The 20,255-nt window shown below is 39.7% G+C and carries 15 protein-coding genes; 6 read left to right on the top strand and 9 right to left on the bottom strand.

The window, feature by feature from the left end:
• The first annotated feature begins 14 nt into the window (after nt 1-14).
• Nucleotides 15-1,730 (top strand): proline--tRNA ligase, encoded by a 1,716-nt coding sequence (locus FTT85_RS06350; RefSeq protein ID WP_180183136.1) that lies wholly within the window; start codon nt 15-17, stop codon nt 1,728-1,730.
• A 62-nt stretch (nt 1,731-1,792) separates the two neighbouring features.
• On the opposite strand, the gene FTT85_RS06345 is transcribed toward FTT85_RS06350, so the two are convergent.
• The 6 genes from FTT85_RS06345 to FTT85_RS06320 all read right to left on the bottom strand — a co-directional run bounded on the left by FTT85_RS06345 (nt 1,793) and on the right by FTT85_RS06320 (nt 9,643).
• Complete coding sequence (locus tag FTT85_RS06345) at nt 1,793-3,100, bottom strand: hypothetical protein (protein ID WP_180183135.1); 1,308 nt, start codon at nt 3,098-3,100, stop codon at nt 1,793-1,795.
• Between the two features lie 50 nt (nt 3,101-3,150).
• Nucleotides 3,151-5,331 (bottom strand): DUF6160 family protein, encoded by a 2,181-nt coding sequence (locus FTT85_RS06340; protein ID WP_180183134.1) that lies wholly within the window; start codon nt 5,329-5,331, stop codon nt 3,151-3,153.
• 30 nt (nt 5,332-5,361) lie between these two features.
• The gene (locus FTT85_RS06335) at nt 5,362-6,051 is read right to left on the bottom strand and encodes a hypothetical protein (protein WP_111884916.1); all 690 of its coding nucleotides are present in this window, start codon (nt 6,049-6,051) and stop codon (nt 5,362-5,364) included.
• 10 nt (nt 6,052-6,061) lie between these two features.
• Nucleotides 6,062-8,122, bottom strand: a complete 2,061-nt coding sequence (locus tag FTT85_RS06330) for a hypothetical protein (protein ID WP_180183133.1) — start codon at nt 8,120-8,122, stop codon at nt 6,062-6,064.
• A gap of 245 nt (nt 8,123-8,367) precedes the next feature.
• Nucleotides 8,368-8,937 (bottom strand): dCTP deaminase, encoded by a 570-nt coding sequence (gene dcd / locus FTT85_RS06325; RefSeq protein WP_086174816.1) that lies wholly within the window; start codon nt 8,935-8,937, stop codon nt 8,368-8,370.
• Nucleotides 8,938-9,049: 112 nt separating this feature from the next.
• A complete protein-coding gene (locus FTT85_RS06320) occupies nt 9,050-9,643 on the bottom strand; it encodes a LysE family translocator (protein ID WP_078192265.1) in 594 nt (197 codons plus the stop codon).
• Between the two features lie 436 nt (nt 9,644-10,079).
• On the opposite strand from FTT85_RS06320, the gene FTT85_RS06315 reads away from it, so the two are divergent.
• From FTT85_RS06315 to FTT85_RS06305, 3 genes are read left to right on the top strand one after another with little or no spacing between them, the layout of a single operon-like run.
• Nucleotides 10,080-11,087 carry a TAXI family TRAP transporter solute-binding subunit gene (locus FTT85_RS06315; protein ID WP_168379308.1) on the top strand — a complete coding sequence of 336 codons (1,008 nt, stop codon included), beginning with the start codon at nt 10,080-10,082 and terminating at the stop codon, nt 11,085-11,087.
• On the top strand, nt 11,065-11,559 hold the full coding sequence (locus FTT85_RS06310) for a DUF1850 domain-containing protein (RefSeq protein ID WP_257232101.1): 495 nt from the start codon (nt 11,065-11,067) through the stop codon (nt 11,557-11,559). Before FTT85_RS06315 ends, FTT85_RS06310 begins: the two co-directional genes overlap by 23 nt.
• Nucleotides 11,556-13,568: a TRAP transporter permease gene (locus tag FTT85_RS06305; RefSeq protein WP_180034517.1), complete on the top strand. Its 2,013-nt coding sequence runs from the start codon at nt 11,556-11,558 to the stop codon at nt 13,566-13,568. Before FTT85_RS06310 ends, FTT85_RS06305 begins: the two co-directional genes overlap by 4 nt.
• 500 nt (nt 13,569-14,068) lie before the next feature.
• On the opposite strand, the gene apbC is transcribed toward FTT85_RS06305, so the two are convergent.
• Nucleotides 14,069-15,340 carry an iron-sulfur cluster carrier protein ApbC gene (gene apbC, locus FTT85_RS06300; RefSeq protein WP_180183132.1) on the bottom strand — a complete coding sequence of 424 codons (1,272 nt, stop codon included), beginning with the start codon at nt 15,338-15,340 and terminating at the stop codon, nt 14,069-14,071.
• 347 nt (nt 15,341-15,687) lie between these two features.
• On the opposite strand from apbC, the gene FTT85_RS06295 reads away from it, so the two are divergent.
• Nucleotides 15,688-16,026: a hypothetical protein gene (locus FTT85_RS06295; RefSeq protein WP_180183131.1), complete on the top strand. Its 339-nt coding sequence runs from the start codon at nt 15,688-15,690 to the stop codon at nt 16,024-16,026.
• Nucleotides 16,027-16,075: 49 nt separating this feature from the next.
• On the opposite strand, the gene FTT85_RS06290 is transcribed toward FTT85_RS06295, so the two are convergent.
• The gene (locus FTT85_RS06290; protein WP_180183130.1) at nt 16,076-16,474 is read right to left on the bottom strand and encodes a hypothetical protein; all 399 of its coding nucleotides are present in this window, start codon (nt 16,472-16,474) and stop codon (nt 16,076-16,078) included.
• A 242-nt stretch (nt 16,475-16,716) separates the two neighbouring features.
• Nucleotides 16,717-17,511: a hypothetical protein gene (locus tag FTT85_RS06285; RefSeq protein ID WP_180183171.1), complete on the bottom strand. Its 795-nt coding sequence runs from the start codon at nt 17,509-17,511 to the stop codon at nt 16,717-16,719.
• Between the two features lie 171 nt (nt 17,512-17,682).
• Here FTT85_RS06285 and metG point away from each other — a divergent pair, with 171 nt between their 5' ends.
• Nucleotides 17,683-19,740, top strand: a complete 2,058-nt coding sequence (gene metG / locus FTT85_RS06280; RefSeq protein WP_180183129.1) for a methionine--tRNA ligase — start codon at nt 17,683-17,685, stop codon at nt 19,738-19,740.
• Nucleotides 19,741-20,255: the final 515 nt, after the last annotated feature.

The raw sequence follows: 20,255 nt of genomic DNA, 5'->3' as shown, positions 1-20,255 counted from the left end.
TTAGGACAGTTTCCATGCGCGCGAGTCGCTTTTTATTTGCAACGTTAAGAGAAACCCCAAACGATGCTGAAGTTATTTCACATCAGCTTATGCTTCGTGCCGGGATGATTCGTAAATTGGCTTCAGGTTTATACACTTGGCTGCCGATGGGCGTTCGCGTATTAAATAAAGTTGAAGCGATTATCCGCGAAGAGATGGATCGTGCTGGTTCACTTCAAGTCCTGATGCCTGTCACTCAACCCGCATCTTTATGGGAAGAATCAGGTCGTTTCGTACAATATGGTCCAGAACTTTTACGTTTTAAAGACCGTCATAACAATGACTTTGTACTTGGCCCTACACATGAAGAAGTGATTACAGATCTTGCTCGCAATGAATTGAAAAGCTATAAGCAATTGCCTGCAAACTTCTACCAAGTACAAACCAAATTCCGTGACGAAATCCGCCCTCGTTTCGGTGTGATGCGTTCACGTGAATTCATCATGAAAGATGCCTATTCTTTCCATGTTGACCAAGCTTCTTTACAAGAAACCTATGACAAGATGTATGCAGCTTACTGCAAGATTTTCACTCGTTTAGGTTTAAATTTCCGTCCAGTTCAAGCGGATACAGGTTCAATTGGTGGTTCTGGTTCACACGAATTCCACGTCCTTGCGTCTAGCGGCGAAGATGACATCGCATTCTCTACAGAGTCAGATTATGCTGCTAACGTAGAAATGGCGGAAGCAGTATTAGTAGGTGAACGTGCTGCTCCGACTAAAGCACTTGAGATTGTTGATACACCAAATCAGAAAACCATTGCTGAGGTTTCTGAATTCCTTAAATCAGACCCTACTCAATCTGTCAAAGCATTATTGGTTCAAGGTGTTGCTGAAGAAGGTAAAGCTGCACCAGTGGTTGCCTTATTCCTACGTGGCGACCATGAACTGAATGAAATTAAAGCAGAAAAACACCCATTAATTGCTGCTCCATTAACTTTTGCAACTGAAGCACAATTAGCTGACTTAGACTTAACTGCTGGTTTCTGTGGCCCTCAAGGCTTAACCGAAAAAGGCATTACCGTTATTGTTGACCGTGCAGCGTCTGTACTTTCAGACTTTGTTGCTGGTGCAAACCAAGTTGATAAACATGCTGTAGGTGTAAACTGGGAACGTGATGCACAATACACCGAAGTTTATGACCTACGTAATGTTGTTGAAGGTGACCCTTCTCCAGATGGTCGAGGTACAATCTTGATTAAACGTGGTATCGAAGTTGGTCATATCTTCCAGTTGGGTCAAAAATACTCTGAAGCGCTTGGCTGCAAAGTTTTAGGTGAAGATGGCAAACCTCTCGTTGTGACTATGGGTTGCTACGGTATTGGTGTAACTCGTGTTGTTGCTTCTGCGATTGAACAAAACTTCGATGACAAAGGTATTATTTGGCCGTCTGCAATTGCTCCTTTCGAAGTTGCTATCGTGCCAATGAATGCACATAAGTCACCACGTACAATGGAAGCAGCTGAAGCACTGTATGCAGAATTAACTGCTGCTGGTTATGATGTTCTTCTTGATGATCGTAATGAGCGTCCTGGTGTTAAATTCTCTGATATCGAGTTAACAGGTATTCCACACCGTATTGTCATTGGCGAGAAAGGTTTGGATGCTGGTACATTTGAGTACAAAGGTCGCCGTGATGAAGAATCAAGCAACTTAAGTAAAGAAGACCTTTTAGCGAAAATTGCAAAATAATTTGCGCTAAACATAAAAAATCCCGCTAAGTGCGGGATTTTTTATATGAAATATTTTAAGCCTTAACAGAATTTCAGACCGCCGAAGCAGTTAGAACGAAACTCCTGTCCAGACAGTTTTAAATTGGTTAATGGGAAATCAATTAATGACGGGTTTTTCATCTCTTTAACATCCAAAGAAGAACCTGCAACACAACCAAAGAGTAAATCTCCACAATTACGAACATTGGTACTTAAGTCATGGTTAATTCCAGCGATCGTTTGTTTCAATACTTCATCCGTAATCGCCACTTTATCTGAAGGTGTAATACTCCCCAAATCGACCTCATCTTCCATCGCCAACCACCAACCTCTTTCTGCTGCAACTGCAGCACCAGGCCAGAGTATTTTTTGAGCTTGTAAGGATAACGAAGCAGGGTTATTTAGATAAAGTGCATGGATCAAACCTAAACTTTGATTTACCGTAATATCGGTTTGTAGTCCAGTAAGATAGCCTGTTACGTCTTTATTCAAATTAATATTTAACCCAAGTAGAGAGATCTGAGCTTCTAATGGACCACTAAAATCTAGACGATCAACTGTACCTGTGCCTTTTAATACCGCAATATTATCCTTAATTCTATTCCCGCTCACGACAGTGGCTGGAATCGTAAAAGGAGCCGTGGTTGATTTTAAATTAAAAGAATAATTATCTGATTTGTAGTGAAGCGGTAGATCAACTTCAGCACCAAATAATGTCCCCTTAACAGCCCCTTCAATGTATTGCTGCGTAGAAGCATAGTCCATCACACGCTCGGCAGTTGTTGCAACACCCGCAGACGCTTTTGTTTTCATATAACCACTAAAGGTATTGATACCATTGGGTGTATTGCTATTTTCTGTACCTAATGTCATTAATCCAGAAATTTTTTCAGCGCTCAAACGAAAGCCCATCACTTCACGTGTTGCCGCTGATTTCGGATCTTTAATTGCAATTTCGATAAAAGGATTGGTCAGCAAAGCTGAAGTTGCCGCACGTTCATCCGACGTATAATTGCTATTTGCAGGCAAGCCACTCAGTGAAATATGATCAATATCAATATCACAAGCACCTGAGCCATTTGCGCCACCACAACCCAATTGGAGCTTTTTAATATTGGCATTGAGCTCCATTTCAGCTTCCAAACCAAGTTTATAAAAGCCAACTTTGGATTGGTCAACGGCTTGTCCACTCTCATCCACAGAATTATACCCCTGCGTATATTCCATGGAGAGTAAAGCTTGACCATCAACTTTTGATAAGCTTTCATCATCTAAAGCCATCATTGCATGGGATAAGCTACTCATCGCAAATGTCGAGAATATCAAACCTCTGATTAACTTCTTTTTCATAACAAATTCCCTGTTCGTTATTTTATTTATTTGTTATTGATTTAATTTTACTAGCGTGGAGTAATCCCCATCGTACTTCGCATTGTTCCACCGGTTAGGGCAATATCCGCCATCTTTTGCATATTGCCATTTGTTAACATCGAAACTTCTGCACGAAACGCTTTAGACATATTATTGGTTGGATTGAATTTTACCTGATTATCAAACTCTACCGAATCTTGTTTCATTTTAATTCGAGCATCAAAGCCTAGATCGCCCTGCATTTTATTAATATTGATACTTGAAGCTGAAACGACACCGCTGGCATTTACATCTTCATTCATCAAACTTAAATAGCTTCCCATAACTTTTTGATCTTTCTTTTCAGCATCAGTTAATGCTTTAAATTCAAAGCTTCCACGGAAAGACAAATAGTTATTTTCTGCACTGTCATTTAGACCCGGCACTATAAATAGCTCACCCTTACCATCGAGTTTAAACGCAATATTCGTCAACACATCATCACGTTTAGAGAAATTATCTAAAGGTACTGTAGTCCCACATTTGGCAGAAGCTGTAGTCGCACAGTTATAGGTTGAACCCGGAAGTTGACCAATCGCTAACTCGGCATTGGCTGCAATCAATAAATTATCTGCACGTACATAGATGCCATCATTTTCATAGCCAATCACACCATCAGATTGAATAAGTGCATTGATGTTTCGTAAGCCTGCATAATAATTAACTTCTTGACCATTAATACCTTTTTTACCATCAATCAAAATAATAGATGTTGTACTTGGTGTTCCTGTTTTTTTATCAACACCATAACCATCTGTGCTCATTACAAGGTTATAGCCAATACCTGATTTTTCAGCCGCATTTTTATAACTGTATTTTTTCTCTGATAATGCAACATTGGCATTCATATTATAAATCGGGATACCAATCCCCCAACTGTTGTCATTACTTGCAATTGCGGCAATTGAGTTATCAGAAATAAATCGTGCGGTACGCGCGATAGACTGAAAATCCATACCACGAATCGCCACTAGTGCAAAATTTCCGCCCACCGTTTGATTTGACAGATTCTGGGTTAAAACATTATTGGTTAAACCTAATGTCGCTTTTAATTTATCATTTACCAGAAAATCAAGGCTTTTTGCTTGAATGGTATTGATATAAATATCGCCAAAATCAATATAGGCATTTTTATCAGCAACTAAAGACGTTAAATTAGAAAACTCAATGGCATAACTACCAATACCCGTATGGCCAATTTCTAAGGTTGTCGGTGCTTGACCTGCAACAAGGCTAGGATCATCCTTTGAAGTGAAATCCGCGCGCACACCTAAATGTAAACCACCTGAACCAACGGACTCATATCCAGAAGCCTTCGTTGCTAGACCAAAATCTTTGATTCCATCTTGATTGGCATTTAAGGCAACTCGTGCATTGGTGACAGCACCCGATGCTCCCATACGAATTAAATTGCGCTGCGCACCACCATCAGTACCGTAGCGTAGATCGATATTAACGCCGGGGTTTGTGGCATCGCTACGTGAACTATGCACATCTGAAGTGTCCTTTACCCGCCCCAAATTGACCGTATGGTCTTTGCTCCCTGTGGATTTTGTGGTGAGAACAATGCCTTCATCAGCTGCGACATACATATAACCTGAACCAGCAAAGTTAAAGTTAAAGTCCTTTAAGGTTACGCTATGCCCATTCATACCATGACTAATACTGGCATTTTGCAATTGAAATTCCATATATGCCGTATCATTACGGTTAAATAGACCATTGCTGGTTTCAAGTAATACTTTTAAAGGTGAAGATGTTGCAATCGTAAGTGAACCTAAATTTTGTGTAGGCGTTTGGCACGTTGCACCTTGACACAGCAACATAATATTTTGTGCAACAGCCGTAAATGGGCTGACACTCGCAGCTAAACGCATGCCTACACCAGCATCCGTAGTCCCAACATCAAAATCTAATTTTGATGTAATGGTGCTTTGCCCAACACCATCTATTTGTACATTGTGCACACCCATTTTCATCTTATTTTGGTCAGTTGGGTCAACCCAATTTAACTGATCAACTTTGACTCTAGAAACTTCATAGGTAATCGAAATACCATCTTGGCCAGTAACTGCACCCAAGCTTTCATCGGTCATCGCTTCAAAAGCATATGCATGTTGAGCAAGTAAAATACTGGTTGCGAGTGCCGTTAAAGTTGTTATTTTTTTCATCACTATATCCTTATATTCAGTCACAGCTGATTAACAGCGACCTGCACCATTTCCAGTGCAGTTAAAACTGAAGATGTTTAACTTTCCACTCATGTGCATGTTGCCGTGCACATTAACACCCATAAATCCTTGTTCTGAACCACGATCAAAATCAGGCACAGCTAAAGTTGAAGTTGTTCCATCAGCTTTCTTTTCAGTATAGGTCGTATAAGTACTGGTATTCTCATAACCTTCCTTACCTGTCGTACCTGTTTCCACCGCCAACGTAGCAAAGCCTAAATTCCTAATTTTTAATGGCTTATCATCATAAAATGTCAACTGCATAGCCGTTTGTGGATTACCTTCACGATTGATAATCGTCACACCATCTAGTGAAAATTGATCGATCTGTAACGTTCCTTGAAACTGTTTAAACACCAACCATTTCTTATTACCATTTGCATCCACATGATTATTGGGTGCAAGAGCTAAGCGACAAAACTCATTGGATGAACATTGATATCCATAAAAAGCCTGAGTAGTTTTACCATTCGCATCCATGATAGAAATGTTGTTTTTCGACATATCATTGGCGTATTGATGGTTTAATGAAAGCGTCCAACTGAGATCTGCACCGCCTTGACCGGTTGCAGCGGTAAGTTCGCTATTATCCATAGACACTAAACCTGCATGAGTTTGTGTCAGTGCAGCACAAACAACAGCGCATAAAATTTTATACATGTGATTTCTCCTACAGCCCTGTTGTTCTTATTTTTAAGTGCTGAATCAATACGCCATCTATGGCAACAGATCCTAAATTCGTGCTTTGTCCATTGGCACCTTTAAACACCACACCTGTCGCAGTATCCGTACTTTTTGCATTCAACAGATTACCAGGCAAGCGCTCTACTGTACCGATCGCAATGCTACTGTGTGTTGCATTACGTCCTTGATATAGTGCTGTCGCATCTGAAGAGTTTGCTTTTAACTCCGTGCCACAACTATAGACATTACAGGTTGAACCTTTAAAGTCTGCAGCAGTTAAACCCGATGTACCTGTGGTATTACCAGCGATATCCGTATAGTAAGTATAAATTTTACTGTAAATAGAAGGTACATTTGGAATACGTGTCACTTCCAAAATAATATTTCGACCTTCTGAACCCACAATAAAGGGCTGATACATATTTCCTAAAACTAAATTGATATTTGGGCTATATAAATATAGACCTTCAGTTTCATGGAAGATCGGAGCGACAGAACGATCCATCGCTGGTGTCGCTGCTGTTCCATCATCCAATTCAGAGCGTGCAGCTGTACTGATACGCATGCCGCGAGCATCCAAATCTCCATCATTGATACTCAGTGACTCAGCACGATCATTGGTATTAATACGAATTAAACTGGCTAAACCTAAAGTTTGGTTATAGTTGGTATTTGTTGATTTCAGGGTTTGGAAAATGCGAACTTGTGAACCATTTAAACTCAGGCCATTGGCAACAATTTGAGTCCGTAAACGATAGTCTTTATCTAAGCCGCTAGTCGGCGCACCGGTAATCGGATCAACAACATTGCTTGAATTCAACGACCGTGAAAATACATCCATCCACAAACCAAGCTTGATGTTGTTAGATGCATCATCTGCCGCAATTTTCTTTAATGGTGCCTCAATCGCTAAGTAACCAACATTCCCCTTATTATCTTTCGCAAATTGTTCAACATCTTGATTACCCGCATGGAAAAGCCATGGGTTTTCTGCTGTACCCCAATTAAATCCTTGGTCTGTATAGCGCGTTGCTAATGAACTTTTTCCATTTTTATCTTTGCTATTGGACAGGGCTAAGCCATATATAAATACATCTGCTTTCGATCTGAGGCTCGATACGGTCGCAGTCGAGGCAATTTGTTTTGCTGTAATTTCAGCATTTTTTTTCACCGTTGCTAATGCTGAATCACTCGCCTTTTGAGCTTCAAGCTTGGCATAGTCCGTTGCCAACTGATTGAGGGTTTCTGCAGCTTTGGCATTTAACTGAGCATCTTTTGTTGGATCAATAAGATTTGAACGTGTAATTTTTCCTGAGACATAATTTTTATAAAACGTAGACCCAGTAGGTAAATTACCCGTACTATTGTTACCGTATAGTAACTCAATCATTTCATAGGTATTTTTTAAAGCAGCAGCTTGAGACTTTTCTTTTAACCACGGTGTAATTGATTCTTTCGTTGTACCATCATCTTCTAATTTCAAACCAGACGATGAACCATCATAATAATCTGCATAACGCTGATCGTAATATGCCTTCATCGTTGGTGATTCAAGATAAGACTGTACTAATCGGCCACGATATTCTGTTGAATATGTTGCGATGGTTTCATTGGTAATACGTGTAGCATTATTGGTCTCATAGGTGCTTTTAGAACTTAAGAAAGTGGAGTCATAAACACCGTTATAGCCCGTAACTCGGCCTTGCTGATAGGCATCAACATATGCTGCTTTGTAGATTTTATCGTAAGCACGCTGGCCTAATTGTTCATAGTTTTCACCAGTAGGAATAATCCGAATAAAACCTGTATCGTTTTTCCCTGGATCAACCATACCAGACGCATAACTAGAAGCCGTAGAACGGTCATTTGGCCCTTGAAAGACCATTTTGAAATTTTCTAAAGTGAGTGCAACACCTTCACCTGTTGTGGCTGAAAGTGCTTCATCTGATAAATCTTGAAGCGCATAAACAGATGGTGCAGCAAACATGCTGACTGCGGCTGCTAAGCAACTCTGGCGGAATAACTTAGCCTGGGTGAATTGAGTCATCTCGACCTTCCTTTTATCAGATGCTCTGCATCTCTCTTATATTTATTCCTGAGAACTGGCTTTGATGTTATTGTCCATTTATTCCTTAAATGGAGACTTGTGATAGACCAGTCACTTAACTTTTTATTATGCTGAATAATTACTCAATTGCAAAAACTTCCCCACCGAATGGTCTATTTTCCGATGAATGACCCAACAAAAAAGCGGGCTAATTCGCCCGCTTTTTTTAAACTCAATCCAAAGGATTAAGCTTTCGGTAATGTCACACCGGTTTGACCTTGGTATTTACCACCACGGTCTTTATAAGAGGTTTCGCACACTTCGTCTGATTCGAAGAACAACATTTGTGCGACACCTTCACCCGCGTAAATACGTGCAGGCAAGTTGGTTGTATTCGAAAATTCTAAAGTCACGTGACCTTCCCACTCTGGTTCAAGAGGCGTCACATTGACAATAATACCGCAGCGAGCATAGGTTGATTTACCCAAACAAACGGTTAACACATTACGTGGAATACGGAAATATTCGACTGTACGTGCTAGTGCAAACGAGTTCGGCGGAATGATACAAACATCTGATTCGATATCAATAAAGCTTTTATCGTCAAAGTTTTTAGGGTCAACAATTGCTGAATGAACATTGGTAAAGACTTTAAATTCACGAGCACAGCGCACGTCATAACCATAGCTCGACACGCCATACGAAATAAGCTTTTCGCCAGTTTCATCATAACGGACTTGGTTTTCTGCATACGGTTCAATCATGCCGTGTTTTTCGCTCATTTCGCGAATCCAACGATCAGACTTAATAGCCATTTATCTCTATCCAAAAACTTAAATCAATTATTGCGTGGTACTTTAACTGAAATCCGACTTAATGAAAATAAGCTTTGCGGAACTAAGCGGATTTAGTCATTTTCAAATCAATTTAGAGTTTTAAAATCGCAGAATAACTCAGTGGAATCGAAAAACTGACCAAGACTAGCGATGCTGTTCGTTGTAGATTGGCTTGATTGAGCCAACTAATTTTATTCGATGCCAAAACGGAACCAAGAAAGGTCCAAAAAAATGCAATAGGAACGATCAACAACAAAAAGATCAGCATGTGAGCTACATAATACTGCGCATTTTGCCAAGCCAATGCAGGAAAAATCGCAGATGCAAATAATAGTGCTTTAGGATTTAATAACGTCGCAACAAAGAGTTCGCGTGCACGAATGCCCTTTTGATTAAAATTTTCAGCAACAGTTGCTGTACGCCATAATCGCATAGCCAAAAATAGAATATAGCCAGCACTAAACAGTTTTAAAATGGTCGGCAGTAAAGGCAGATGTACGGAAATTTTACCAATGAGAAAACCCCATAGGCTAATCGAAATAAGATAACCAAAGGCTTCCGCTGGAATGAGTCGGAATGATTTACGTAGCCCAACTTGAATACCCGAAGATGCGAGTAGCGTATTGGTTGGTCCTGGCGTTAACAAAATACTGATAACTAGACCAATAAAAAACCATGAAATCATACTTTGACCTCAAACTTAATCCGCGAAGATTAATTCAGTTGTTTCGTATTAGCAAAATAAAAAATAGAAATGCTTATAAAAAACTCCTTATTTAATTATAAATTCAGTAACTTAAATAGAAAAACAAAACCTTAGCTGAACAGTCATTCAGAGCACCTTACAATTCAAAGAAATATCTTGAACTTATATTTATAAAAGAAATTTCACATGATTCCATGTATACCCTACAGTTTTTACACGTAACAAAATATTATTAAAATAAACGATATAGCTCCATGCCATTCTTACGCATAACCATTATTTATTGGAGACTAAAAAATCAAAAAAAAATACTTTTCAAAAATAATTGATTAAGTTATGTTCAATTGAGTAGTGGAAATTAAAATTAAAACTCATCAAATCAATATTCAAAATTTATGTGTAAAAGGACGTTTCTATGAACCAATGGACAAAACTCACGTTACTCTCGGTTACTTTGGCGTGTATTACTGCTTGCTCAAATGATCAATCTACTTCAAAAAATACCACGGAAGGAAAAAGCGCAGAAACTGCTACATCTGACAAACTTCAAACCAAGTTCGTAACCATTGCAACTGGTGGGGCATCAGGACCTTACAATGTGATTGGGACAAGTCTTGCAGAAATTTATAACAAAACCTTTGGTGTAAATTCTAAGACTCAAACTACAGGTGCATCCGTCGAAAACTTAAACCTTCTGAAACAGAATAAAGTTGAAATGGCATTTGTTATGAGTGACAGCTTAACAGAAGCACTGAACGGAACAGGAAGTTTCGCAAATGGTAAAGTTGAGAATGTCAGCCAAGTCGCAGCGCTTTATCCCAACTACGTACAAATCGTAACCTCTAAAAAATCAGGGATCAAAAATATCGAAGATTTGAAAGGTAAACGTATCGCTGTAGGTGCACAAAATTCAGGTGTAGAAGTAAATGCACGTACACTGTTGAATGGTTTTGGAATCACCTATAAAGATATTAAAGTTGATTATTTAGGCTATGCTGAAGCCGCTGATGCTTTAAAAGGTGGCAAGCTTGATGCAGCATTCCTGACTAGTGGCATTCCAAATTCATCACTCATGGAACTTCAACAAAGCTTTGATCTACAGTTAGTTTCAATCAATGCAGATAAAGTCAAAGAAATAGCTAAAGATCAAAGTTATTTCTTACCGATGATTATTCCAAAAGGCACATATGGCAATACTGCGGACATTCAAACTGCCGCAATTAAAAATGCATTAGTTGTTCGCACAGATATATCGGATGATGATGTCTACAAACTAACAAAAACTTTCTTTGACAGTTTGCCTCAATTGGCAACTTCACACCAAGCAGCAACAGAAATCACGCTTGAAGGTGCTCAACAAGGCCTTGTAGCGCCTCTACATCCAGGCGCGAAACGCTACTATGATGAAGTGGCTAAAAAATAATAAGCTTCAAAAAAATGCAGTTTATACTGCATTTTTTATATTGTTCTTCTTAATCTATGCTAGCTATCCAACACTGTATACGCAGATTAGAGTTGAAACTGATATATGCAAAATTTCAACTGATCAATTTGATTTACAGTGGAAGCATTCAGTAGAAAAGACGGCTTGGTCTGAACAATATCAGCGTCAAAAGAATAAGTTTTTACTGCGCCACACCGATTTGATTTCATTTGGTGCAGGTACACCCTCAAATTATCCCATTGAGTTTCAAAAAAATGGTGTGATTAGAATGCGGGTCAATCAAAATATAGATGAAATCAACTGGGTGATTTCTAGAAATATGCAAGGCACGATCCTCGCTGACCAAAAAATTTGGTCTATTTTTCAAAGTTACCCAGACTATAGTTTGGTCAACATCTCGGTTCAATATCAACCCAAATGGAAGTCTTGGTGGATTGGAGAATGCCTATGAATTCCAAAGAAGATAAAGTTGTATTAGAACAACTCGATGAGAAACAACAACAAGCCATATTAGAAAAATTTGATCGGGAATCTGTTACTCGAATCAATATGAGCAAATCTGTTACCTACTTTGTTGCATTTGTAGCGATCTTTTATTCATTATTTCATTTATTTATTACGTTTAATCCTTTACCTGAGTTAATACAGCGTGCAGCCCATGTCGCTATTGGCCTAGCACTCATTTTTTTACTCTATCCAGCTCGTCAAACAAGCTCCCGACAGCATATTTCACTTCTCGATTGGTTCTTGGCTTTGCTTTCCATCTTCAGTTTTTTATATTTATGGAAAGAATATCAATCTATTATGACCACTCGAGGTGGTATTCCAAATACCTTAGATATCGCGTTTGCAATTATGAGTGTGGTATTAGTCATAGAAGCAACTCGCCGGGTCATGGGGTGGATGTTGCCCATTTTAAGTTTAATTTTCCTGACCTATACATTTATCAGTCACTTTGATTGGATGCCAGATCGATTACTTACTCGCCCTTATACAATCAGCGACATTTTCGGACATATGTATTTAAAAACCGAAGGCTTATATTCTTCGGCAATTGGTGCATCCGTCACCTTTATTTTCTTATTTATCCTTTTTGGTGCTTTTCTTGCAAAATCAGGTATGGGGAAATTATTCAATGATCTTGCCATGGCGCTGGCTGGACATAAACAAGGTGGTCCTGCCAAAGTTGCTGTAATTTCAAGTGGATTTATGGGCAGTATTAATGGAACTGCTGTTGCCAATGTTGTTGGCACAGGCTCATTTACCATTCCATTGATGAAAAAAATTGGTTATCACAAGAATTTTGCTGGTGCCGTTGAAGCCAGTGCATCCGTCGGTGGACAAATTTTGCCGCCAGTCATGGGTGCGAGTGCCTTCATTATGGCCGAAACAACTGGCGTGAGTTATGGCACGATTGCACTAGCCGCATTATTACCTGCTTTATTGTATTACCTTGGCGTCATGGCTCAAGTTCATTTCCGTGCGGGTAAAGATGATCTGAAAGGCGTACCTAAAGCTGATTTACCTAAAGTAAAAGAAGTTCTAAAAGAGCGTGGACATTTACTTATTCCAATTTTGGCACTGGTCTTTTTCTTATTTCAAAATATTCCTGTGAGCTATGCTGCTGTCTACACCATCGTCCTGACCATCTTTGTAGCAGCTTTAAGAAAATCAACACGAATGGGTGTAAAAGATATTTTAGATGCGCTCGTTGATGGAGCCAAACAATCATTATCTGTGATGGCTGCTTGTGCTGTCGTTGGTATTATTATCGGCGTAGTAAGTCTGACAAGTTTTGGTTCAGTAATGACTTCTTCAATTATGAGTTTAGGTGCAGGTAGTCTCTTTCTCACTTTATTTTTAACCATGATTGCATCGATGATTTTAGGCATGGGGCTTCCATCTATTCCGGCCTATATCATTACTGCCACCATGGCAGCACCAGCACTCGCAAACTTTGATATTCCTGTATTAGTCGCGCATATGTTTGTGTTCTATTTTGGTTTATTTGCAAACATCACCCCACCAGTTGCCCTTGCCGCCTTTGCGGGCGCAGGAATTGCAGGCGGTGATCCAATGCGCACTGGGTTTCAGGCCTTAAAACTATCTCTTGCTGGTTTTATTGTTCCATTTTTATTCGTTTATAACCCTGCCATGCTGATGATTGATACCACCAATGTTGCAGTCAATGCTCGAGAATTTGCCTTTCCTGCATGGACAACTATAGTGAGTATTACTGTCACTTCAGTGATAGGAATTCTCGCTTTAGGCTCCGCAGTTGAAGGTTATTTCAAGACTTATCTCAACTGGTTCTGGCGTATTTTTTTAGGTGTGGGTGCGCTGTGTATGATTATTCCAGAAACCATTACAGATATTGTAGGCATTATCATGGTCATCATCGCAATTACGGTGAATATTATCACTGCTAAACGTAAAGCAAACCCGTCTCTTTCCTCCTAAAAAACCAATTAAAAAGCCCGGTAATTACCGGGCTTTTTAATTTCTTAGACTAAGGCGTACCCTCATTTGATGGGTGGGTTTTAATGACTTCAAATAATATTTAAAATTATTTGTTCCTCTATATTTTTTCAATGCTAAGCCCCTTGTAACAGAGGACATTTGGCAAAAAATCTAAGACACAATGCGTTTGTACAGTTACTGCCGTTCAAAGAATTGATCCTAGCCAAAATAATAGAAATATCGTGAAAGCTATTTTGTAAAAACTAAGTACAAACGCGACATCCTTTGATATGCCTCAAGAATTTTATCCTTGGCATACGGCTTATAATCGCAGGAAAAATAAGAAATTGTGCAAATCGTTTTTTAGATGTGTAATTCATAGACATCGTTGAATGTCTAAAGTTCAGTACTCATAATTTTCAAACACTCCCAATACCACGTTATAAAAAATCTGGCACGAGGCCAGATTTAATGCGAGCAACTTAAATTTCAGTAAACCCTTAGAAAATACGGTTTTTATCTTTTTCAACTTGAGGCAATGCATCTGCAATTTTTTGCGCAATCGCCATATAGCTTTCAGCAGCATCATCACCAGCAATCACAGACGGTTTCCCTGCATCGGCATTTTCACGAATTCGTACGTTCAGCGGTAAACGACCTAAAAGTGGAATGTCATATTGGGCTGAAAGTTGGTCACCACCACCTGTGCCAAAGATTTGCTCTTCATGCCCACAGTTCGAACAAATATGGGTCGACATATTTTCAACCACACCCATCACTGGGATGTGTACACGGTTAAACAACTCAATGCCTTTGGTCGCATCCATTAATGCAACATTTTGTGGTGTCGTCACAATCACAGCACCTGTCACTGGTATACGCTGTGCAAGCGTCAACTGGATATCACCTGTGCCTGGTGGCATATCAATGACCAATACATCCAGATCAGGCCATAAAGTTTGGTTAAAGAGCTGCATTAACGCCCCCGTCGCTTTCGGCCCACGCCAAGCCACAGGGGTATTGTTATCACCTGTTAAATGGCCAATCGATAAGACTGCCATACCATATGCTTCGATAGGAACAAATTGCTCAGCTTCAATCATCGGCGTGCGGCCTGCATTGCCGAGCATCGTCGGAATACTTGGACCATAGATGTCTGCATCTAATATCCCAACTTTTAAACCCAGCTGTTGTAATGCAAGCGCCAAATTCACAGTGGTGGTCGATTTACCCACACCACCTTTACCAGATGACACCAAAATGACATTTTTAATGCGTGGGTGTTTCGGTACATCACGCTGTTGTGGAGCGGCTTTTTGAATCGGTGGGTTATTCGGATCAACTTCGGCAGGTGCTTCGGGTGTTTTCGCAGACGCATCCACAACTGGAGGTAACTGACTTTTTGCTGCTGAACTCTCAGCTTTTTCTTGGCTAGAACAGCTTTCGCCTTCTGCATGATGATGACCACAACCACCTTCAGATTTATGCCCTGTTTTTTGTTGAATCACATGCATATTCAGCTCGTTAATGCCGCATTTTTCTAACGCATCAGCCAAATCATCATGGATTTTTTGTAAGTCATCGGCTTCTGAAGGAAAGGTATTAATCGTGATCTGTAAGATCTGACCTTGCACATTCACCTGAGTAATACGGTCTTTTAAGGCATTATTTGAATTGGGAAGTACATAGTTTTGTAAAACCTGTTGGATTTCCTCTTCTTTCACCTCTTGGGAGGGTGAAAACACAGATTTTAGAGAAGAAAGCCACGACATTATGTTGTCTCCAAACAGGAACATCAAAAGATAATAGCGATAGTTTACCTGTTCATTTGCCACAGAGTAAGAGGGAGATGAATGACTTATCCCTATAAGCTTATAAAGTTGAGTAATTTAGTCAGCTTTCAAGCAAGTTTTCAAGCGTGCGCCACTTAAAATGCCTTTGTAGTTGATCTATACGGCTAAACCAATGCCATTAAATTTTAAATTGATTACATATCAACCATACATTTTCAGCGTAATTTCAGTTTATATTTCAGTCGTTTCAACAGAATAATCATCGCGATGGATGTGCAATCTAAAGGCACATTTTGTGCTTTTTAGTTTTTAAAATGGGGATGACGATGTATCCGAAGACTATCTATAAGAAGAATATTTATAAAACGACTTTATGTGCCTTGATGCTCCTGACTTCAGCAGCCTATGCAGAAATTGCGACTGAAGCCATTCAAACACCTGACCGACAAACTGTAACGATTGGTGATAGCATCGATCTCATGCGCTCGCGTATGCAAGCTTCTCCGATGAAAATGGTGTCTTATCCGCTGCAAGAGAAAAATCTGCCTGCGAAACTAGCGGTAGATTACACCTATGAAATTGCCAATATGCGCTATGTGATTACCATAGTCGATGATCAAGTCAAAAATATTAAGACTGAAAATTTAGATGGATTAAAACAATGAATCCTAAAAAAGCCGCTCTTGATAGAACGGCTTTTTTGATCAGCCCCAATTAAGCTTGATCATCTTTTTTAAACTTATTCAGTGTGTCAGTGGCTTTCTTTTTTAACTCGTCAAATTTCTCTGTCGCCTGCACTTTGAGTTCATCAAATTTTTCGACAGCCTCATGTTTAAGTTCGGAAGCTTTGACTTTGGCTTCATCAAATTTATGACTCGCTTCTGCTTTTAACTGCTCTAGACGGTCTTTGGTTTCAGCATGCTGTTCTGCATGTTCATGTTTGGCGTCATTTAAGGTTTTTTCACCCTCAAGCTTGAGTTCTTCAACTTTATGCTTTGTACCATCGAGTGCTTTTTTACCTTCAAGTTGAGCCTCTTTGGCTTTGAGCTTTAGATCATCACCCAACTCTGACGCTTTATCTTTCAATTGATCAATTTTATTTTCAGTTGTCATCGTTCTCGCCTCTTCTCTGTTATTGTCTAACAATAGTTATAACGCGATTTGAAGCAGATACCTGAATTAGACGCATTTAGAAACAAATCAACCACAGGAAAATGCCATGTGATTGCCTATTTTCACAATGGTTTGATGCAAATATGTATGGTCGATTTTACTCGAAGCTTTTTAATTTTAAAGGATGATGTTATGCAAAGAGACCAACGCCATTCCGATGCATTGATCTCTTGAAAATTTGCTTATTTGCTGACCGTGCTCATAAAGCTTACTGCGGAAAACAGCCAAATAAATAGGATGAAACTCCGTCCCTGATTAAAATGCGCGACATCGGTACCATGTAAAATATTATGACGGGTCATGGCTACGGTAGAGCTGCTATCCATTTGGTAGGCTGCCAATTCGGCAAAATACGGATTCAGCTCATTGGCAATTTTAGATTTGTGCCATAGGCTTTTAATTTCACTGCCTTTTAGACCGGGTACAATTTTATATACATCGACAAACTTGGTACCGCTCTGCTTTAAAAAGCCCATTTGAATCAGTACATCCGTTAAAATGCCTTCTAACTGTGCATACAAGACAGGGATACAACCGGCATGGAAATTCAGCTTATACAGTTTAAAAGCTTCAAGTAGAACCAAACGACGTTGCGCTTTATTTTCACCATTCTCTAAGGCATCAAAGGCTTTCAACATTTCTGTCTGAAAAAACTCGCTATTGATGACATTCAGAAAATCAAAGTCTGCATCATTTTCATGTTGATGAAGCAGTTGCCAAAAATACAATAAATTTAAAGCATCATTCGCTACTTTCATTTCTATAGGCTGATCTAGTTCATCGGCCAAAATATCGAAATAAGGCTCATCTTGTGCCAAATGACGCAGGGTTTGAATCAGTAAGGCATGCTCATCTGCAGAAATCTGTTCTAAATATTGCTGCGCATCTTTAATAATGTGATGCCCCAATTTATGACGCTGTTCATTTTGAGGAATACGAGTGATTGGCTGATCGTCATCATAGTCATCTTCATACATGGGCTTGTTACTCTTAGGCATCACAGTTATGCCCTATTATCACTGTAATTGTGTCAGCAATATAGATTTTTTTACTTTTGCAAAGATTTCACCTATTCCCTTGTGCAAGTACCAGCTATCTCATGTAAAATTACAGCCCATTGCATAAATACGAATGAGAGAGTCATATCCGTGCGTAATATTTTAGTTACTAACGCCCTTCCATACGCGAATGGCCCAATTCATATGGGTCATTTACTCGGTTATATCCAAGCTGATATTTGGGTTCGTGCCATGCGTGCAATGGGTCATAACGTGACTTATGTATGTGCGGATGATGCTCACGGTACAGCGATTATGCTGCGCGCTGAAGCCAATGGTATTTCGCCTGAACAGCAAATTGCCAATGTGCAAAAAGAACATGAACGTGACTTTGCTGGCTTTAGAGTTGACTTTGACCATTACGACTCAACTAATAGCCCTGAAAACCAAGCACGCGCTTCAGAGATTTACATTAAGAACCGTGAAGCGGACAACATTGCTGTACGCCCTGTGACGCAATTGTTTGACCCTGAAAAAGCAATGTTCTTGTCGGATCGTTTCATTAAAGGTACATGCCCGAAATGTAAAGCGGAAGACCAATACGGCGACTCATGTGAAGTGTGTGGTACAACATACAACGCAACTGAATTACTCAATCCAAAATCGACTTTGAGCGGTGCGACACCTGTAGAAAAATCTTCAGATCACTACTTCTTTAAACTGCCAAACTTTGGTGAATACCTGCAAAAATGGACACGAGACGAAGGCCGTCTGCCTGTGTCAATTGCCAACAAACTTGATGAATGGTTTGAAGCAGGTCTGTCTGATTGGGACATCTCCCGTGATGCGCCTTACTTCGGTTTTGAAATTCCAGATGCGCCAAACAAATACTTCTACGTTTGGGTAGATGCGCCAATCGGCTATATGTCGAGCTTTGAAAACTACATCAAAACTAAACGTCCTGATTTGAGCTTTGACGATTACTGGAAAAAAGATTCTAAAAATGAGGTGTATCACTTCATTGGTAAAGACATCGTTTACTTCCACGCGTTGTTCTGGCCTGCAATGCTTGAAGGTGCAAACTACCGTACCCCAACAAGCTTATTCGTAAACGGTTTCTTGACTGTAAATGGTCAGAAGATGTCTAAATCTCGCGGTACGTTCATTAAAGCGGAAACGTATCTTGAGCATTTGAACCCTGAATACTTACGTTACTACTTCGCATCTAAACTTTCTGACAAAGTTGAAGATTCTGACTTAAATCTTGATGATTTCGTTCAGAAAGTAAACTCTGACTTGGTTGGTAAAGTCGTGAACATCGCAAGTCGTTGTGCCAAGTTCATCAACACCAAGTTTGATAACAAACTTTCTGCAACGTGTGCAGAGCCTGAATTGGTACAAAGCTTTATTGATGCAGGTGCATCAATCGCTGCTCAATATGAAGCACGTGAATTCTCTGCAGCCATCCGTGAAATCATGGCGCTTGCTGACAAAGCTAACCAATACATCGATGAGAAAAAGCCTTGGGCTTTAGCGAAAATTGAAGGTGAAGAACAACAAGTACATGACGTATGTTCTGTAGGTATTAACTTGTTCCGTCAATTGGCAGTTTACCTTGCTCCAGTTCTTCCAACTTTGGCTGCTCAAGTTCAAGACTTCTTGAAGCTTGAGTCTTTCGACTTTGCTTCAGGCAAAACGATTTTGGTGAATCATGAAATTGCTCAATTCCAACCATTGATGCAGCGTGTAGATCCAAAAGCAGTTGCTGCAATGGTCGATGCATCTAAAGACTCTTTAGCTGCACCTGCGGAAGCACCAAAAGCTGAGAAGAAAAAAGAGAAGAAAGCTGAAAAGAAACCTGAGCTTAAAGTTGGCGAAGCTGAAATTATCGGTATCGAAGACTTTATGAAAGTTGACCTGCGTGTGGCTGAAGTTTTAGAAGCAGCTCATGTTGAAGGTTCTGACAAACTGCTTCAATTGACTTTAAATGTTGGTGAAGCTGAACCGCGTAACGTATTTAGCGGTATCCGTGAGTTCTACCAACCTGAAGACTTAAAAGGCAAATTGGTGGTCATGGTAGCTAACCTTGCTCCACGTAAGATGCGTTTTGGTATTTCTAACGGTATGGTTTTAGCTGCGGGTAATGGCGAAGGTGTTTGGGTGATTTCACCAGAAACTGGTGCTAAAGCTGGTGATAAAGTGTCTTAAGCTTTAAGTCTTAAATAAGAAAAAGCCTCTACGATGTAGGGGCTTTTTTATGCCTTTAGGTTCCCTCTCCTTTTTTAAAGGAGAGGGTTAGGGAGAGGATTTATTGAATCACTGCCCATTTTGGCTGTAGGAAAAATTAATTGCTTTGCGTAGGCATTACCTTACTTTTGAAAGATGAGCACTGCTTCGTAAGGTAACAAAAATCTTTTGTTCACTTGATGATACGTCCATGTATCACAAGTGAACGGCGACATCCATGTCGCCTTCTCACTACATTAATTACGTTTGAGAGTTTTGCTTTTTTATTACATCTAATAAAGCTGAGGTTGATTTTAGAACTTCTGTATTCGCTTTTGCATGCTCTAGAATGGAAGCTGAGTCCTCTTTATGAACCGTACCGGGTTTGTCGGAGACTTTTTTATTTAAGTTAGGCCACCTGACCTAACGGGTTAATCTTATCATAGTACATTGCTTCAAACTCAAAAGGTGATACATAACCCAGTGCACTGTGTACA

Origin of the sequence: Acinetobacter sp. YH01020 (assembly GCF_013420275.1) — a bacterium.
Classification (GTDB): Bacteria; Pseudomonadota; Gammaproteobacteria; order Pseudomonadales; family Moraxellaceae; genus Acinetobacter; species Acinetobacter amyesii.
Note: the sequence above shows the minus strand (reverse complement) of the source record. Positions and strands in the feature narration are given on the sequence as shown.

Coding starts and splice junctions, on each gene's coding strand:
- FTT85_RS06350 (WP_180183136.1), top strand. CDS start 15: ATGCGCGCGAGTCGCTTTTTATTTGCAACGTTAAGAGAAACCCCAAAC.
- FTT85_RS06345 (WP_180183135.1), bottom strand. CDS start 3,100: ATGAAAAAGAAGTTAATCAGAGGTTTGATATTCTCGACATTTGCGATG.
- FTT85_RS06340 (WP_180183134.1), bottom strand. CDS start 5,331: ATGAAAAAAATAACAACTTTAACGGCACTCGCAACCAGTATTTTACTT.
- FTT85_RS06335 (WP_111884916.1), bottom strand. CDS start 6,051: ATGTATAAAATTTTATGCGCTGTTGTTTGTGCTGCACTGACACAAACT.
- FTT85_RS06330 (WP_180183133.1), bottom strand. CDS start 8,122: ATGACTCAATTCACCCAGGCTAAGTTATTCCGCCAGAGTTGCTTAGCA.
- dcd (WP_086174816.1), bottom strand. CDS start 8,937: ATGGCTATTAAGTCTGATCGTTGGATTCGCGAAATGAGCGAAAAACAC.
- FTT85_RS06320 (WP_078192265.1), bottom strand. CDS start 9,643: ATGATTTCATGGTTTTTTATTGGTCTAGTTATCAGTATTTTGTTAACG.
- FTT85_RS06315 (WP_168379308.1), top strand. CDS start 10,080: ATGAACCAATGGACAAAACTCACGTTACTCTCGGTTACTTTGGCGTGT.
- FTT85_RS06310 (WP_257232101.1), top strand. CDS start 11,065: ATGATGAAGTGGCTAAAAAATAATAAGCTTCAAAAAAATGCAGTTTAT.
- FTT85_RS06305 (WP_180034517.1), top strand. CDS start 11,556: ATGAATTCCAAAGAAGATAAAGTTGTATTAGAACAACTCGATGAGAAA.
- apbC (WP_180183132.1), bottom strand. CDS start 15,340: ATGTCGTGGCTTTCTTCTCTAAAATCTGTGTTTTCACCCTCCCAAGAG.
- FTT85_RS06295 (WP_180183131.1), top strand. CDS start 15,688: ATGTATCCGAAGACTATCTATAAGAAGAATATTTATAAAACGACTTTA.
- FTT85_RS06290 (WP_180183130.1), bottom strand. CDS start 16,474: ATGACAACTGAAAATAAAATTGATCAATTGAAAGATAAAGCGTCAGAG.
- FTT85_RS06285 (WP_180183171.1), bottom strand. CDS start 17,511: ATGTATGAAGATGACTATGATGACGATCAGCCAATCACTCGTATTCCT.